14 protein-coding genes are annotated in these 15,259 nt (G+C 60.9%); 4 read left to right on the top strand and 10 right to left on the bottom strand.

What is annotated here, in order from left to right:
* Positions 1-204 precede the first annotated feature (204 nt).
* Positions 205-567 (bottom strand): NUDIX hydrolase, encoded by a 363-nt coding sequence (locus KVG91_RS25690; RefSeq protein WP_169377192.1) that lies wholly within the window; start codon positions 565-567, stop codon positions 205-207.
* 127 nt (positions 568-694) lie between these two features.
* On the opposite strand from KVG91_RS25690, the gene KVG91_RS25685 reads away from it, so the two are divergent.
* On the top strand, positions 695-1,684 hold the full coding sequence (locus KVG91_RS25685) for a Gfo/Idh/MocA family protein (protein ID WP_169377187.1): 990 nt from the start codon (positions 695-697) through the stop codon (positions 1,682-1,684).
* Between the two features lie 28 nt (positions 1,685-1,712).
* Entirely contained in the window at positions 1,713-2,342 is a 630-nt protein-coding gene (locus tag KVG91_RS25680; RefSeq protein WP_169377186.1) for a ribonuclease T2 family protein, read from the top strand.
* On the opposite strand, the gene KVG91_RS25675 is transcribed toward KVG91_RS25680, so the two are convergent.
* Positions 2,339-2,776: an Rrf2 family transcriptional regulator gene (locus tag KVG91_RS25675; RefSeq protein WP_169377191.1), complete on the bottom strand. Its 438-nt coding sequence runs from the start codon at positions 2,774-2,776 to the stop codon at positions 2,339-2,341. The two genes, KVG91_RS25680 and KVG91_RS25675, sit on opposite strands and share 4 nt — an antisense overlap.
* 143 nt (positions 2,777-2,919) lie before the next feature.
* Here KVG91_RS25675 and KVG91_RS25670 point away from each other — a divergent pair, with 143 nt between their 5' ends.
* Together KVG91_RS25670 and KVG91_RS25665 are read left to right on the top strand one after the other, a co-directional pair.
* Positions 2,920-3,804, top strand: a complete 885-nt coding sequence (locus KVG91_RS25670; RefSeq protein WP_169377185.1) for an NAD(P)/FAD-dependent oxidoreductase — start codon at positions 2,920-2,922, stop codon at positions 3,802-3,804.
* 132 nt (positions 3,805-3,936) lie between these two features.
* Complete coding sequence (locus KVG91_RS25665) at positions 3,937-4,524, top strand: LysE family translocator (protein ID WP_169377184.1); 588 nt, start codon at positions 3,937-3,939, stop codon at positions 4,522-4,524.
* On the opposite strand, the gene KVG91_RS25660 is transcribed toward KVG91_RS25665, so the two are convergent.
* The 8 genes from KVG91_RS25660 to gloB all read right to left on the bottom strand — a co-directional run bounded on the left by KVG91_RS25660 (position 4,466) and on the right by gloB (position 15,251).
* Positions 4,466-5,341 carry an AraC family transcriptional regulator gene (locus KVG91_RS25660; protein WP_169377183.1) on the bottom strand — a complete coding sequence of 292 codons (876 nt, stop codon included), beginning with the start codon at positions 5,339-5,341 and terminating at the stop codon, positions 4,466-4,468. The genes KVG91_RS25665 and KVG91_RS25660 overlap by 59 nt on opposite strands.
* 37 nt (positions 5,342-5,378) lie before the next feature.
* Positions 5,379-6,980 (bottom strand): ABC transporter ATP-binding protein, encoded by a 1,602-nt coding sequence (locus KVG91_RS25655; RefSeq protein ID WP_169377182.1) that lies wholly within the window; start codon positions 6,978-6,980, stop codon positions 5,379-5,381.
* Between the two features lies 1 nt (position 6,981).
* Positions 6,982-8,001 carry an ABC transporter permease gene (locus KVG91_RS25650; protein ID WP_169377181.1) on the bottom strand — a complete coding sequence of 340 codons (1,020 nt, stop codon included), beginning with the start codon at positions 7,999-8,001 and terminating at the stop codon, positions 6,982-6,984.
* A 1-nt stretch (position 8,002) separates the two neighbouring features.
* On the bottom strand, positions 8,003-9,079 hold the full coding sequence (locus KVG91_RS25645; protein ID WP_169377180.1) for a microcin C ABC transporter permease YejB: 1,077 nt from the start codon (positions 9,077-9,079) through the stop codon (positions 8,003-8,005).
* Positions 9,080-10,924: an extracellular solute-binding protein gene (locus KVG91_RS25640; protein WP_169377179.1), complete on the bottom strand. Its 1,845-nt coding sequence runs from the start codon at positions 10,922-10,924 to the stop codon at positions 9,080-9,082.
* Positions 10,921-12,750 (bottom strand): extracellular solute-binding protein, encoded by a 1,830-nt coding sequence (locus tag KVG91_RS25635; protein WP_169377178.1) that lies wholly within the window; start codon positions 12,748-12,750, stop codon positions 10,921-10,923. Before KVG91_RS25635 ends, KVG91_RS25640 begins: the two co-directional genes overlap by 4 nt.
* Positions 12,751-12,969: 219 nt before the next feature.
* Complete coding sequence (locus KVG91_RS25630; protein ID WP_217894950.1) at positions 12,970-14,385, bottom strand: lytic transglycosylase domain-containing protein; 1,416 nt, start codon at positions 14,383-14,385, stop codon at positions 12,970-12,972.
* Positions 14,386-14,483: 98 nt separating this feature from the next.
* Positions 14,484-15,251 carry a hydroxyacylglutathione hydrolase gene (gene gloB, locus KVG91_RS25625; RefSeq protein WP_169374425.1) on the bottom strand — a complete coding sequence of 256 codons (768 nt, stop codon included), beginning with the start codon at positions 15,249-15,251 and terminating at the stop codon, positions 14,484-14,486.
* Positions 15,252-15,259 lie beyond the last annotated feature (8 nt).

Below are 15,259 nucleotides of genomic sequence, written 5' to 3'. Positions count from 1 at the left end.
TGAATGACTTACGGCGCTTTTAATCCGACGAAAGGGTTTAAAATAATCTTGTTACGCCTTTTTTCTATCGTTATTATGACCGGGCGTTCACCTCCCACGGTTTATGCATTTTTAAATCCCAAGTTTCCATCAGCTACTTGGGATTTTTTTTGCCTGGAATTTACAGAACCGCTTGCTGAATGCCGCTCAGGCAGAGCGCAGAAACTACAGCCGACGCACAAATGACTTAACAATGTGCCGGGTAGCATCCGTGGTATCCAGTTCATCAATGGCGCCATACGGATGCCACTGGCAATCGGTTATTTCATTGCAGGGTTTTGCTTCGGCGATGTTCACCACTGACGCTTCGAAGACGTGGTGAACAGTGTCACGGGCCTTCAACTCTTGCAGATAGAGCAAGCCGTCCACGTTCAATCCGGTTTCTTCTTCCAGCTCGCGCTCAGCGGCGCCGACCGGGCGTTCGTTGCGTTCGACCTTGCCTCCGGGCAAGGCCCATTTCGATCTGGCTTTGCGCACGAAGAGGATATTGCCTTCGTGCTCGCAGATGACCGTTGCGCGTATTTTCATCGTCTGTGCCCCCGCAGCGGGATGAATGTCATAAAAGTGTAATGCAATTGTCATGCTAACTGCTTATGGCGCTGACCGGCGGGGATGTGGATACTGCCCGCTTGACTAAAAAGGACGAGGAGAGCAGATGAGCACCGTACGCTGGGGCATGATCGGCTGTGGCAGTGTCACTGAAGTGAAGAGTGGACCGGCTTTCTATAAAGCGCCAGGTTCTGCACTGGTGGCGGTGATGGGGCGTCGCGAGGCCGCGGTGCGTGACTATGCAGCACGCCACGGCATCGCCCGCTTCTACACCGACGCTCAAGCCCTGATCAACGACCCCGAAGTGGACGCCGTGTACATCGCCACGCCGCCTGACAGTCACCTTGAATACAGCCTGATGGTGGCCGCGGCCGGCAAGCATTGCTGCGTCGAGAAGCCCATGTCGCTGAATGCCGAGCAGAGCGCATTGATGCAGCGCACCTTCGAGCGCGCCGGGCTGCATCTGTTTGTCTCCTATTACCGCCGTTCGCTGCCGCGCTTCCAGCAGGTGCGCGACTGGCTGCGGGAAGGGCGCATCGGTGAACTGCGCCACCTGACGTGGACCCTGTGCAAGCCGCCTGGCGCCGATGACGCCAGTGCCGCCAACTGGCGTACGGACCCGACCATTGCCGGTGGCGGTTACTTTGCCGACCTGGCCAGCCATGGTTTTGACCTGTTCCAGTACCTGGCCGGGGATATCATCGAAGTCTCAGGCTTCACCGCGCGCCAGGCTGGGCGCTATGCGGCCGAGGATGCCGTGACGGCATGCTGGACCTTCAGTTCGGGCGCAATGGGCATGGGCTGCTGGAACTTTGTCGCGGATCGCCGTGAAGACCTGGTCGAATTGATCGGCAGCCGCGGGCGCATCCAATTTTCGGTATTCGAGGACCAGCCCCTGCGCCTTGAGGGTGAGACCAACGAAGTGCTGGACGTACCGTGCCATGCGCATATCCAGTGGCACCACGTGTTGGCGATGAACGCGCATATCCGTGGTGAAGCCGAGCATCCGTCACTGGCGATCGAAGCGTTGAAGACCGATCGGATCCTGGACAAGGTGCTACAACGTAACCCCAATCATCCCGGGCAACCGCGATAGGATTTCTGTTTTCCCAAGGAACAGACGGATGAAATACTCGATAGCGTTGTGGCTGATGCTGGCCACCAGCGCAATGGCAGCTGCGCGCAGCCAAGGCACGCCTGGGGAATTCGATTTTTACGTGTTGTCGTTGTCATGGTCACCGACGTTCTGCCTGACTCATCCGGACAATGAGCAGTGTTCGGGCAAGGGCTACGGCTTTGTCTTGCACGGCTTGTGGCCGCAATACGCGCGGGGAGGGTGGCCGGCTTCGTGCTCGCCGCAGTCGCGGTTAAGCCGCGAAGACATCGAAAAAGGCGCTGCACTGTTCCCGACCCGTTCGCTGCTCAGGCACGAATGGGCCAAGCATGGCACCTGCAGTGGCCTGGAGCCGTCGGACTACCTGGAAAAAACCGACGAGGCGCTCGGTGTCGTGAACATTCCGCAGCAACTGCAGCCGTTCAACACGCCGCCCTCGTTGCCAGCCCATGAGATAGAGGCGTTGTTCCGCGAGAGCAACCCGCGCATGGGCAATCATGGCCTGGCGGTGATCTGCAAAGGCAAGGTGCTGTCGGAAGTGCGCGTATGCCTGACCAAGGACCTGGCGTTCGCCGGCTGCCCGCGCAGCGTGAAAACCCAGTGCCGTGACGGCGATATCCGCATTCCCGCGCAACGCTAGGGCAGCATCGCGACGCGATAGCGCTCGTCAAAATCCTCGGCCAACTGTGCCAACGTGACCTCGCCCAGGCGCTCCAGCAGCAGCGTCTGGGCTTGCTCGAACGCATCCGTGAGCGCGGCGTTCACCGCCTGCTCCACCAGGCACTGCGGGTGGTCGGTGGACAGGCCGATGGCGAATATCGAGGGCGTGCCCAGCGCGTTGTGAATTTCCAGCAAGGTGATTTCACTCAACGGTTTGCCCAGGCGCCAACCGCCTTGATGGCCCTTTTCCGAGCGTACGTAACCTTTCTCCTTGAGCAGCCCGAGCGTGCGCCGCACTACCACCGGGTTGGTGCCGAGCATCTGCGCGATGGTCTCGGACGTCGCGCGTTCTTCGTGGCGACCCATATGGATCAGCACATGGAGCATGCGCGAAAGGCGCGTGTCGTTTCTCATCATTGGGCCTCTGATTGATTCGCTCGAAAGTATCCTTCGTAACCCGAAAAGTTGCGAGAGCCTTGACGGGGTATTTTTATGTAACTTATGGTGTGTCGTGAAGGCGCTCGGACAACCGGGGGCACACAGCAGGGGTCATTCTCATGATGTACGACGTGATTATCGTGGGCGGCAGCTACGCCGGCCTGTCGGCTGGCCTGCAATTGGCACGGGCGCGACGCCAGGTGCTGGTGATCGATGCGGGGCAGCGGCGCAACCGCTTTGCGGCTACGTCCCACGGCTTTCTTGGCCAGGACGGCCAGGCGCCGGAGATTATCGCCGCAGCAGGGCGTAGCCAACTGATGGAATATCCAACGGTCACCTGGTTGCAAGACAGCGTCGTGCAGACGGCTGAACAGGCGCCGGGTTTCAGCGTTCGCACCGAACATAACGGGACGTTGCAGGGCAAGCGCTTGATTCTCGCCACGGGTGTGGTCGACGACTTGCCGGCCATCGACGGCCTCAAGGAGCGTTGGGGCAAGCGGGTGTTCCATTGCCCGTACTGCCACGGCTACGAGCTGGACAGTGGCCGCATCGGGGTCCTGGCGACGTCATCCCTGGCCATGCACCACGCATTGATGCTGCCGGACTGGGGCACCACCACGTTGTTCACCAATGGCGTGTTCATACCCGATACCGAGCAACAGGCGCAGTTGGACCGACGTGGCGTGAGCGTGCAAAGCGGTGCCGTACGGCGCATCAGCGGTGAGCGCGTCGACCTGGAATTGGACGATGGCCGGGTGTTCAACCTCGACGGTATCTTCACCATGTCCCGCACCCGCATCAGCCCATTGGCCGAGCAACTGGGCTGCGCGCTGGCCGACGGGCCCACCGGCGCTTATCTGCACACCGATGACATGCGCCAGACCTCCGTGCCCGGCGTGTTTGCCTGTGGCGATACTTCCCTCGCCGCCGGCTCCGTCGCGCTGGCTGTGGCCGAGGGCGTGCGCGCCGGGGTGGGCGCACACGTTTCGTTGATCAACGGTTAGCAGGTCTCCCACAAAGAGATTCGTCAGCTTCTTAAGACGTGTAGATACCTGAGGGGCATTTTCTTCAATACCCTGGTCGAGGGGCCCGGTACTGTGGCCCCATCGCTACTCGTTCGGATAAAAGGAACTGCAATGAGCCTGACCATTTCCATGGCGGCCTTCGCGCTGGCCACGTCCATCACACCGGGCCCGGTCAATGTGGTGGCGCTGAGCTCGGGGGCGCGCTTCGGCTTCGTTGCCAGCCAGAAACACGTGTTCGGTGCCGCCGTGGGCTTTACGTTGCTGCTGGTGCTGATTGGCCTGGGCTTGCATGAAGTGCTGGTGCGCTGGCCATTATTGACCCAGTTGATTCAGTGGGGCGGCGTGGCCTTCCTGCTGTACATGGCCTGGAAACTGGCAGCGGACGACGGCCGACTGGATGCCGAGGGTACGGCCACCGCGCCATCGATGCTCTACGGCGCGATCATGCAGTGGCTCAACCCCAAGGCGTGGCTGGCCTGCGTGGCGGGCATGGGGTTGTTTGTCGCGGAAGGCGACGCCGCACAAGTGTGGCTGTTCGCGGCGATCTACCTGGTGATCTGCTACCTGTCGGTGGCCTGCTGGGCCTATGCCGGCACGTTCCTGCGCCGCTACCTGAGCAACCCGCGTGGCGTGCGGCTGTTCAACCGTTCGATGGCCGCGTTGCTGGTGGCCAGTGTGGGTTATTTGCTGATGGCGTGAGCCGTTCGCGGTATTGCCCCGGCGTGGCGGCAACATGTTGTTTGAAGGTGCGTTGGAAGTGCGCCTGGTCGGCGAAACCTGCGGCCAGGGCCACATCGGCGATCAGTTCGCCCTGGCGCAATTGCGTGCGGGCAAACTGGATACGCTGGTTGACCAGGAACGCATGCGGCGTGAGCCCGTAATATTGCTTGAACGCGCGGATCAGGTACGACGGCGACAGCCCGGCGGCCAGGCAGATGTCTTCGAGTTTCAGCGCCTGGGTGCAGTGCTCGCGGATGTACTGCGCGGCGCGCTCCAGCTTGTGGTTGACCTCGCGCATCGGGGTGTCGGAGGGGTTCAGGCGCTGCTGCACCTCGGTGAAGTAACTCACCAGCGCACTCTGTTTTTGCAGGTGCTCGGCCTGTTCATCCACCAGTATCCGATACAGCTCCAGCAGGCCGTCGTACAGCACCGTGTCCTGCGTGTAGGGCGTGCCGAATGGCCGGTAACCCTGCTCAGTGCTGAAACCCAGCTGGTGCTGCAAGTCCGTCAGCCAGGGCGTGTCGAGGTACAGCATGTGGTAGGACCATGGCTCATTGTCGATGGGATTGCAGGCGTGCACGTCGCCTGGGTTCATCAACACCACCGTACCGGCGCTGATCTGGAACCTGTCCGCGCCGTAGTGGTAATAGCTTCTGCCGGCGGTGATCGCACCGATGGAAAAATGCTCGTGAGCGTGGCGGGTGTAAGTCACCTTGCGTCCGTCGACAATGGTCCGCGCTTCGATGAACGGCAGCGCGGGATCCCGCCAGAACAGCGGAGCGGTAGACGCGGTCATGGGCACGCCCTCCTTGGGCCAAACCTGGCCGGGTGGTTCACGCCGGCTCCAGGAAAGCCGCTTTCAGCAATTGCCGAGTATAAACATGCTGCGGATCGGCAAAAATTGCCCGGGCATCACCTTGCTCCACCACCTGCCCTTGTTTGACCACCATCAACTGGTGGCTCAGCGCCTTTACCACCGCCAGGTCATGGCTGATAAACAGATAAGTCAGGTTGTACTTGGCCTGCAAGCTGCGCAGCAGTTCCACCACCTGGCGTTGCACTGTGCGGTCCAGGGCCGAGGTGGGTTCGTCGAGCAGGATCAGACGTGGCTTGAGCACCAGCGCGCGGGCGATGGCGATGCGCTGGCGCTGGCCGCCGGAGAATTCGTGGGGGTAGCGGTGCCGGGATTCCGGGTCGAGGCCCACTTCCTTGAGCGCTGCGATGATCGCGGTTTCCTGCTCGGCCGGCGTGCCCATTTTATGAATGCGCAGGCCTTCACCGACGATCTCGCTGACGCACATGCGCGGGCTCAGGCTGCCGAACGGGTCCTGGAACACCACCTGCATTTCACGGCGCAACGGGCGCACCTGTTGCTGGGTCAGTTGGTCCAGTTGCTGGCCTTCGAAGCGAATACCGCCCTTGCTGCCGATCAGGCGCAGGATCGCCAGGCCCAGGGTGGATTTGCCCGAGCCGCTTTCGCCGACGATGCCCAGGGTTTGGCCCTGGGGCAGGCTGAAGTTGATGCCGTCCACTGCCTTGACGTAATCGACGGTGTTGCGCAAAAAGCCCTTCTTGATCGGGAACCACACCTTCAGGTCATCGACCTCCAGCAGCGGTGGCCCGACTTCATTGGCCGCCGGCCCGCCGCTGGGTTCGGCGGCCAACAGTTCCTGGGTGTACGGGTGCCGGGGCGACTGGAACAGCGTCTCGCAGTCGGCCTGCTCAACGATGCAACCCTTTTGCATCACGCACACGCGATGGGCGATACGCCGCACCAGGTTCAAGTCATGGCTGATCAGCAGCAGCGCCATGCCCAGCCGCGCCTGCAACTCCTTGAGCAATTCCAGGATCTTCAACTGCACTGTCACGTCGAGCGCGGTGGTGGGTTCGTCGGCGATGAGCAATTCGGGCTCATTGGCCAACGCCATGGCGATCATCACCCGCTGGCGCTGGCCGCCGGACAATTCGTGGGGCAGGGCCTTGAGGCGCTTGTGCGGCTCGGGAATGCCCACCAGTTCCAGCAACTCCAGGGTACGGCGGGTGGCAACCTTGCCGGTGAGTCCCTTGTGCAGGCCCAGCACCTCGTTGATCTGCTTCTCGATGTTGTGCAACGGGTTCAGCGAGGTCATCGGCTCCTGGAAGATCATCGCGATGCGGTTGCCGCGAATGTGGCGGATGGTTTTTTCCTTGAGCGTCAGCAAGTCTTGCCCGGCATAGTGGATGGTGCCGGAGGGATGCCGCGCCAACGGGTAGGGCAGCAAGCGCAGGATCGAGTGCGCGGTCACCGATTTGCCCGAGCCGCTTTCACCTACCAGCGCAATGGTTTCGCCGCGCTTGATATCGAAGCTGACGTTGTTGACCACGCGATGGTGATGCTCGCCTGTGACGAACTCGACGCTGAGGTCGCGGATTTCGATCAGATTGTCCTGATTCATCTCATTTCCTCGGGTCAAAGGCATCGCGAGCGGACTCGCCGATAAACACCAGCAAGCTCAACATGATCGCCAGCACGGCGAAGGCACTCATGCCCAACCACGGCGCTTGCAGATTGGATTTGCCCTGGGCCACCAGTTCCCCCAGCGACGGCGAACCGGCCGGCAGGCCAAAGCCGAGGAAGTCCAGGGCGGTCAGGGTACCGATGGCGCCGGTGAGGATGAACGGCATGAAGGTCATGGTCGAGACCATGGCGTTGGGCAGGATATGCCGGAACATGATTGCGCCGTTCTGCATGCCCAGGGCCCTGGCGGCGCGCACGTATTCCAGGTTGCGCCCGCGCAGGAATTCGGCGCGCACCACGTCCACCAGGCTCATCCAGGAGAACAGCAGCATGATCCCCAGCAGCCACCAGAAGTTGGGCTGCACGAAGCTGGCAAGAATGATCAGCAGGTACAGCACCGGCAGCCCGGACCAGATCTCCAGGAAGCGCTGCCCGGCCAGGTCGACCCAGCCGCCGTAGAAACCCTGCAAGGCCCCGGCGATCACGCCAATGATCGAGCTCAGGACGGTGAGGGTCAGGGCAAACAGCACCGACACGCGAAAGCCGTAGATCACCCGAGCCAGCACATCGCGGCCCTGATCATCGGTGCCCAGCAGGTTGACGCTCGAGGGCGGCGCCGGCGCCGGCACCTTGAGGTCGTAGTTGATGCTCTGGTAACTGAACGGGATCGGCGCCCACAAGGTCCAGGCGTCCTTGGCCTTGAGCAGTTCCTGGATATACGGGCTCTTGTAGTTGGCCTCCAGCGGGAATTCGCCGCCAAAGGTGGTCTCCGGGTAGCGCTTGAGCGCCGGGAAGTACCAGCCGTCGTCGTAGTGCACCACCAGCGGCTTGTCATTGGCGATCAGCTCGGCGCCCAGGCTCAGCCCGAACAGCAGCAAAAACAGCCACAGCGACCACCAGCCACGCTTGTTGGCCTTGAACCGTTCGAACCGACGGCGATTGAGGGGGGACAGATTCATCTCAATGCTCCCGGCTGGAAAAGTCGATACGCGGATCGACCAGGGTGTAGGTGAGGTCGCCGATCAGCTTCACGATCAGCCCCAGCAGGGTGAAGATAAACAATGTGCCGAACACCACCGGGTAATCGCGGTTGATCGCGGCTTCAAAGCTCATCAGGCCCAGGCCGTCGAGGGAGAAAATCACCTCCACCAGCAAGGAGCCGGTGAAGAAAATCCCGATGAATGCCGACGGGAAGCCGGCGATCACCAGCAGCATCGCGTTGCGAAATACATGGCCGTACAGCACGCGATGGTTGGTCAGGCCCTTGGCTTTGGCGGTGACCACGTACTGCTTGTTGATTTCATCGAGGAAGCTGTTCTTGGTCAGCAGGGTCATGGTGGCAAAGTTGCCGATCACCAATGCCGTGATGGGCAGCGCCAGGTGCCAGAAATAGTCGAGGATCTTGCCGCCCCAGCTCAGCTCGTCGAAGTTGTTCGACGTCAGCCCACGCAGGGGGAACCAGTCAAAGTAACTGCCGCCGGCAAACACCACGATCAACAGGATCGCAAACAGGAAGGCCGGGATCGCATAGCCGACGATGATTGCCGAGCTGGTCCACACGTCGAAATGGCTGCCGTGACGCGTGGCCTTGGCGATGCCCAGCGGAATCGACACCAGGTACATGATCAGCGTGCTCCACAACCCGAGGGAGATGGACACCGGCATCTTTTCCTTGATCAGGTCGATAACCTTGGCGTCACGGAAAAAGCTGTCGCCAAAATCCAGTTGCGCGTAGTTCTTGACCATGATCCACAAGCGTTCCGGCGCCGATTTGTCGAAGCCGTACATCTTTTCGATTTCCTTGATCAGCGCCGGGTCCAGGCCCTGGGCGCCACGGTAGCTGCTGGAACCGGCCACCGATACCTCGGCGCCGCCGCCGGCGATACGGCTGGTGGCGCCCTCAAAGCCTTCGAGCTTGGCGATCATCTGTTCCACCGGGCCACCGGGGGCGGCCTGGATGATCAAAAAGTTGATCAGCAAGATCCCGAACAGCGTGGGGATGATCAGCAACAGACGGCGAACAATATAGGCCAGCATTCAATCGCCTCCGCTCGCCGAATCGGCGCTCGTTTCTGTGCGTGTGTCCAGCGTGACCGCAGGTTTTACGTCGGGCTTTGCCCACCAGGTGGCGGTGCCGACGTCGTAGCGTGGCGGGACTTTCGGATGGCCCAGGTGATCCCAGTACGCCACGCGGAAGGTCTTGATGTGCCAGTTGGGAATCACGTAGTAGCCGAACTGCAGCACCCGATCCAGCGCCTTGGCATGGGCCACCAGGCTTTTGCGTGAGTCGGCGTCGATCAACTGTTCCACCAGTTGGTCGACGGCCGGATCCTTGAGGCCCATGTAGTTGCGGCTGCCGGGTTTGTCGGCGCTGGAGGATTTCCAGAACTCGCGTTGCTCGTTACCCGGCGAGGTGGACTGCGGGAAACTGCCCACCAGCATGTCGAAGTCTCGCGAGCGGATACGGTTGATGAACTGCGAGACGTCCACCCGGCGGATAACCAGGTCAATGCCCAGGTCGGCCAGGTTGCGCTTGAACGGCAGGAGGATGCGCTCGAACTCGGTCTGCGCCAGCAGGAATTCGATCACCACCGGTTTGCCGTCGGTGTCGACCATCTTGTCGTCCTTGATGCGCCAGCCGGCTTCCTGCAGCAGCTGGTAAGCCTCGCGCTGCTGAGCGCGGATCATGCCGCTGCCGTCGGTCTTGGACGGCTCGAAGGCCTGGGTGAAGACTTCGGGTGGGATCTTGTCGCGTAGCGGCTCGAGGATCTTCAGCTCATCCGGGCCGGGCAGGCCGGTGGCAGCCATCTCGGAGTTTTCGAAGTAACTGCGGGTGCGCGTATAGGCACCGTTGAACAGCTGTTTGTTGCTCCACTCGAAATCCAGCAACAGGCTGATAGCCTTGCGCACGCGTACGTCCTGGAACATCGGCTTGCGCATATTGAACACAAAACCCTGCATCCCGGTCGGGTTGCCGTTGGGGATTTCTTCCTTGATCAAGCGACCTTCGGCCACTGCCGGGATGTTGTAGGCGTTGGCCCAGTTCTTGGCGCTGAATTCCTGCCAGTAATCGAACTGCCCGGCCTTCAAGGCTTCGAGGGACACGGTGCTGTCACGGTAATAGTCAGTGATGCGGTTATCGAAGTTGTAGAAGCCTTTGGTGACCGGCAGGTCCTTGGCCCAGTAGTCCTTGACCCGCTCGTAGCGGATCATGCGCCCAGGCTTGACCTCGGCCACCTTGTACGGCCCGCTGCCCAGCGGTATTTCGAGGTTGCCCTTGGCGAAATCACGGGTGGCCCACCAATGCTTGGGCAATACCGGCAACTGGCCGAGGATCAACGGCAATTCGCGGTTGTTGGTACGCTTGAACTTGAACAGCACCTTCAGCGGGTCTTCGGCGATCACTTCGTCGACGTCGGCATAGTACGTGCGGTAGATCGGCGAACCTTCCTTGATCAGTTCCTGAAAGGAAAACACCACGTCTTCGGCGCGGATCGGGTGGCCATCATGGAAACGCGCTTCGGGGCGCAGATAGAAGCGCACCCAACTGTTGTCCGGGGCCTTTTCGATCTTGCCGGCGACCAGTCCGTATTCGGTGATCGGCTCGTCGAGGCTTTGCATGGCCAGGGTGTCGTAGATCAGGCCGATGTTGTCGGCCGGCACGCCCTTGCTGATCCATGGGTTGAGGCTGTCGAAGCCGCCCATGGCCGACTCGCGGAAGGTGCCACCCTTGGGCGCGTCCGGGTTGACGTAGTCGAAGTGCTTGAAGTCGGCAGGGTACTTGGGCGGTTCGTTGTACAGCGTCAGCGCATGTTGCGGAGCGGCCTGGGCCGCAGTGCACAGCAACAGGCTGCCAAGCAGTGCGTTGCGCAGATGCATCATTGGGCTTTCTCCGAGGCTTTCAGCCACCATGCGCTCAGGCCCAGGCTATAGGGCGGCGTGGTGACAAAGGCGAACCGGTTGCGGTACGCCAGGCGATGATAATTGAGGTACCAGTTGGGAATGCTGTAGTGCTGCCACAGCAGCACCCGGTCCAGGGCGCGGCCGGCGGCCAGTTGTTCTTCGCGGGTTTGCGCCGCCAGCAGTTGTTCGAGCAAGTGATCGACAATCGGGTTGGCGATGCCTGCGTAGTTCTTGCTGCCCTTGATCGCGGCCTGGCTGGAGTGGAAATACTGCCACTGCTCCAGGCCCGGGCTGAGGGTCTGGTTGAGGGTAATCAGGATCATGTCGAAGTCGAATTGATCCAGGCGCTGTTTGTACTGGGCGCGGTCGACGGTGCGCAGGCGCGCATCGATACCGATGCTGATCAGGTTCTCGACATAGGGCTGCAGGATGCGCTCCAGGTTCGGGTTGACCAGCAGGATCTCGAAGCGCAGCGGTTGCCCCTCCTTGTTCAGCAGGCGTTGCCCGGACAACTTCCAGCCGGCTTCGCCAAGCAGGGCGAGGGCGCGGCGCAGGGTCTCGCGGGGGATGCCGCGGCCATCGGTGCGCGGTAGGCTGAAGGCTTGGGTGAACAATGGTGCCGGCAACTGTTCGCGGTAAGGTGAAAGCATCAGCCATTCATGGCCCACCGGCAGGCCGGTCGCTGAAAATTCGCTGTTGGGGTAGTAGCTCAGGGTACGTTTGTAGGCACCGCTGAACAGGGTGCCGTTGGTCCACTCGAAGTCGAACATCAGCCCCATCGCTTCGCGCACCTTGGTCTGGCTGAAGGCCGGCCGTCGGGTGTTCATGAACAGACCCTGGCTTTGGGTCGGGATCTGGTGGGCAATTTGCGCCTTGATCACCTCGCCCCGGTTTACCGCCGGGAAGTTGTAGCCGTTGGCCCAGTTCTTGGCCTGGTGCTCGATGTAGATATCGAATTCGCCGGCCTTGAAGGCTTCGAAGGCCACGTCGCTGTCGCGATAGAACTCCACTTCGACCTTGTTGTAATTATAGAAGCCCTGGTTGACCGGCAGGTCTTTGCCCCAATAGTCCTTGACCCGTTCGAACACCAATTGCCGGCCGGGGGTGACCTTGCTGATGCGGTACGGGCCGCTGCCCAGCGGCGGTTCGAAGGTGGTTGCCTTGAAGTCGCGGTTTTTCCAATAGTGCTGGGGCAATACCGGCAGCTCGCCCAGGCGCAGGATCAGCAGTGGGTTGCCGGCGCGCTTGAACACAAAACGGATGCGGTGACGGTTGAGGATATCGACCCGCGCCACTTCCTGCAGGTTGGTGCGGTACTGCGGGTGGCCTTCGGTCAGCAGGGTGCGATAGGAGAACGCCACGTCATAGGCGGTGATCGGCTTGCCATCGTGGAAGCGCGCCTGCGGGCGCAGGTTGAACACCACCCAACTGCGGTCCTCGCTGTACTCCACCGACTGGGCGATCAGCCCATAGCTGGAGGTGGGTTCGTCGCCGGACGGTGCGTACTGGCCGGTGCCGACCATCAATGGCTCGTTCAGCTCATTGACGCCGTATTGCAGGAAATTGGGGGTTGAGACCGGGCTCGAGCCCTTGAAGGTATAGGGGTTTAGCGTATCGAAAGTGCCAAAGGCCATCACCCGCAATGTCCCGCCTTTCGGCGCTGCGGGGTTTACCCAATCGAAGTGGGTGAATTTGGCCGGGTACTTGAGCCTGCCGAACTGCGTATAACCGTGGCTCTCGGTGATCGTCGCGTTCGCAGCAAAGCTCAAGGCCAGACTTATTAGTAGAAGTAGGGGACGCTTCAAGTCAGAGATCCGATCCAGGCGGCTTGGGCTTTATGATCGGTACAGTAACAGCTTGTTCCGGTTGGAAAAAGGTCGTTGGAGGCGCAGATCAAGGCCTGGCGCTGTATCAAGGCAGGTGGTGATCAAATGTGGGAGCTGGCTTGCCTGCGATGCAGACGCCTCGGTGTATCAGTAATACCGATCCGATGCTATCGCAGGCAAGCCAGCTCCCACACGGGCTTATCTTGGCCCGGACACCACCAGCATCTGCCCCGGCTTCAACGCCTGGCCGGTGCGCGGGTTCCAGCGCTTGAGATGTTGCATCTCGACGTTGAAGCGCTTGGCGACGATGTACAGCGAGTCGCCTTTCTTGACCTTGTATTGCACGGGCTTCTTGCTGTCAGCCTTCGCCACCAGCTTGCGGGTGTCCTGCATCACCAGGGTCTGGCCGACCTTGAGCGCCTGGCCGTTGAGCTTGTTCCAGCGTTGCAGGTCATGCACATCGACTTTGTTGGCCTTGGCGATCAGCGTGAGGTTGTCGCCGTTGCGCACCTTGTAGCTGCGGGTGCGACCGGCAACCCGCGCGGTCTCGACTTCGTCGAACACCTGCTTTTTCGGGCGCATTGCCAGCAATTCTTCCGGTTTCATCGTCGAAAGCGTGCTGGTGAGCAATTGCGCCTTGGAACTGGGCACCAGCAAATGCTGGGGGCCGTCCAGGGTGGTGCGTTGTTTCAGGGCCGGGTTGAGCTGGAACAGCTCGTCTTCGTCGATCTCGGCCAGCGCGGCGACCCGTGACAGGTCCATGCTTTGCTTGACTTCAACCACTTCGAAATACGGCGTGTTGGCAATCGGGTTCAGGTTGACGCCGTAGGCTTCCGGCGCCAGCACCACCTGTGACAGCGCCAGGAACTTGGGCACGTAGTCCTTGGTTTCCTGGGGCAGCGGCAGGTTCCAGTAATCGGTCGGCAGGCCGAGCTTCTCGTTGCGCTCGATGGCCCGGCTCACGGTGCCTTCGCCGGCGTTGTAGGCGGCCAGGGCCAGCAACCAGTCACCGTTGAACATGTCGTGCAGGCGCGTCAGGTAGTCCAGGGCGGCGGTGGTGGAAGCGGTAATATCGCGGCGGCCATCGTAGGCGCGGGTCTGGCGCAGGTTGAAGTAGCGCCCGGTGGAGGGAATGAACTGCCACAGGCCGACCGCATCGCTGCGCGAGTAGGCCATCGGGTTGTAGGCACTTTCAATCACTGGCAGCAGCGCCAGCTCCAGGGGCATGTTGCGCTCTTCAAGGCGTTCGACGATGTAATGAATATAGAGGCTGCCGCGTTCACCGGCGTTCTCAAGGAAGGAGGGGTTGCTGGCGAACCACAGGCGCTGTTGCTCGATACGCGGGTTGACGCCCACCCCATCCTGCAATTGAAAGCCCCGTCGCATCCGCTCCCAGACATCCTGAGGTACTTCGGGTGCGGGCTTTTCCGAAAGCCAGATGACGGGTTTCTGCTTGATTTTGGCGCTGAGGTTTGGCTTGGGTTGCACGGTGGATTGTGCGGTGAAATTGTTTGATTGGCAGCCCGCCAGCGTGGCGGACACAGCCACCGCCACAGCTTGAGCCAGGCGGGTCAATGCGTCTGAATGGTTGGATTTACGAATAGATGACGACATTGGCTGGAAGTAAGTTCCGGGCAAAAATGTCGGGCGATTCTAGAAACCCGTTCGGTTCCGGTCAACCATTCAGAAATTACGTATCAAAATGCGTCCTGTTAGAACGTATCTTTCCAGGCCCTCAAGCTAGCAAACACCTCGGTCGCAGAGCGGTTATCGCGGCCGTTCCGTTCGTCCGCTTTTTGTTTAACGGATGTTTCAGAGGTACGCAGAAAAGGATTGGTGCGCTTTTCCAGGGCCAGGTTGGAAGGCAGCGAGATCTCGCCACGGGCACGCAGTTGGCGGACGGTTTCCACCCGTTCGGCGATATCCGCGTTGCCCGGCTCCACCGCTTGGGCAAACTTGAGGTTGCTTTGTGTGTACTCGTGCGTGCAGTACACCAACGTATCGTCGGGCAGGGCGGCCAGGCGTTCGAGAGAGGCGTGCAATTGTTGCGGCGTGCCTTCGAACAGGCGTCCGCAACCGGCGGCAAACAGGGTATCGCCGCAGAACAGCACGCCCTGGTGATAAAACGCGATATGGCCCAAGGTGTGCCCGGGCACTGTATAAACGTCGAAGTCCCAGCCGAGCACTGTGAGGCGGTCGTTGTCGTTCAGGGCCACGTCGCGGGCGGGGATCTTCTCGGCTGCCGGGCCGTAGACCTTGGCGCCCGTCACGTCCTTGAGCTGTTCGACACCGCCGACATGGTCATGGTGGTGATGGGTGATAAGAATGTCGCTCAAGGTCCACTCCGGGTTCTGCTTGAGCCAGGCCAGCACGGGCGTGGCATCGCCGGGGTCGACCACCGCGCAGCGTTGGGTGTCGGGGTCTTGTAACAACCAGATGTAGTTATCGGTGAAGGCGGGCAGGGCACTGATCTGTATCATTCTTCGAT

The organism is Pseudomonas azadiae (assembly GCF_019145355.1).
GTDB classification, from domain to species: Bacteria; Pseudomonadota; Gammaproteobacteria; order Pseudomonadales; family Pseudomonadaceae; genus Aquipseudomonas; species Aquipseudomonas azadiae.
The sequence above is the reverse complement of the archived record's forward strand: the minus strand, read 5'-3'. Positions and strand labels throughout refer to the sequence as shown.

Bases quoted from the DNA above. Each gene is read 5' to 3' on its own strand.
- KVG91_RS25690 (WP_169377192.1), bottom strand. From the start codon at position 567: ATGAAAATACGCGCAACGGTCATCTGCGAGCACGAAGGCAATATCCTC.
- KVG91_RS25685 (WP_169377187.1), top strand. From the start codon at position 695: ATGAGCACCGTACGCTGGGGCATGATCGGCTGTGGCAGTGTCACTGAA.
- KVG91_RS25680 (WP_169377186.1), top strand. From the start codon at position 1,713: ATGAAATACTCGATAGCGTTGTGGCTGATGCTGGCCACCAGCGCAATG.
- KVG91_RS25675 (WP_169377191.1), bottom strand. From the start codon at position 2,776: ATGAGAAACGACACGCGCCTTTCGCGCATGCTCCATGTGCTGATCCAT.
- KVG91_RS25670 (WP_169377185.1), top strand. From the start codon at position 2,920: ATGATGTACGACGTGATTATCGTGGGCGGCAGCTACGCCGGCCTGTCG.
- KVG91_RS25665 (WP_169377184.1), top strand. From the start codon at position 3,937: ATGAGCCTGACCATTTCCATGGCGGCCTTCGCGCTGGCCACGTCCATC.
- KVG91_RS25660 (WP_169377183.1), bottom strand. From the start codon at position 5,341: ATGACCGCGTCTACCGCTCCGCTGTTCTGGCGGGATCCCGCGCTGCCG.
- KVG91_RS25655 (WP_169377182.1), bottom strand. From the start codon at position 6,980: ATGAATCAGGACAATCTGATCGAAATCCGCGACCTCAGCGTCGAGTTC.
- KVG91_RS25650 (WP_169377181.1), bottom strand. From the start codon at position 8,001: ATGAATCTGTCCCCCCTCAATCGCCGTCGGTTCGAACGGTTCAAGGCC.
- KVG91_RS25645 (WP_169377180.1), bottom strand. From the start codon at position 9,079: ATGCTGGCCTATATTGTTCGCCGTCTGTTGCTGATCATCCCCACGCTG.
- KVG91_RS25640 (WP_169377179.1), bottom strand. From the start codon at position 10,924: ATGATGCATCTGCGCAACGCACTGCTTGGCAGCCTGTTGCTGTGCACT.
- KVG91_RS25630 (WP_217894950.1), bottom strand. From the start codon at position 14,385: ATGTCGTCATCTATTCGTAAATCCAACCATTCAGACGCATTGACCCGC.
- gloB (WP_169374425.1), bottom strand. From the start codon at position 15,251: ATGATACAGATCAGTGCCCTGCCCGCCTTCACCGATAACTACATCTGG.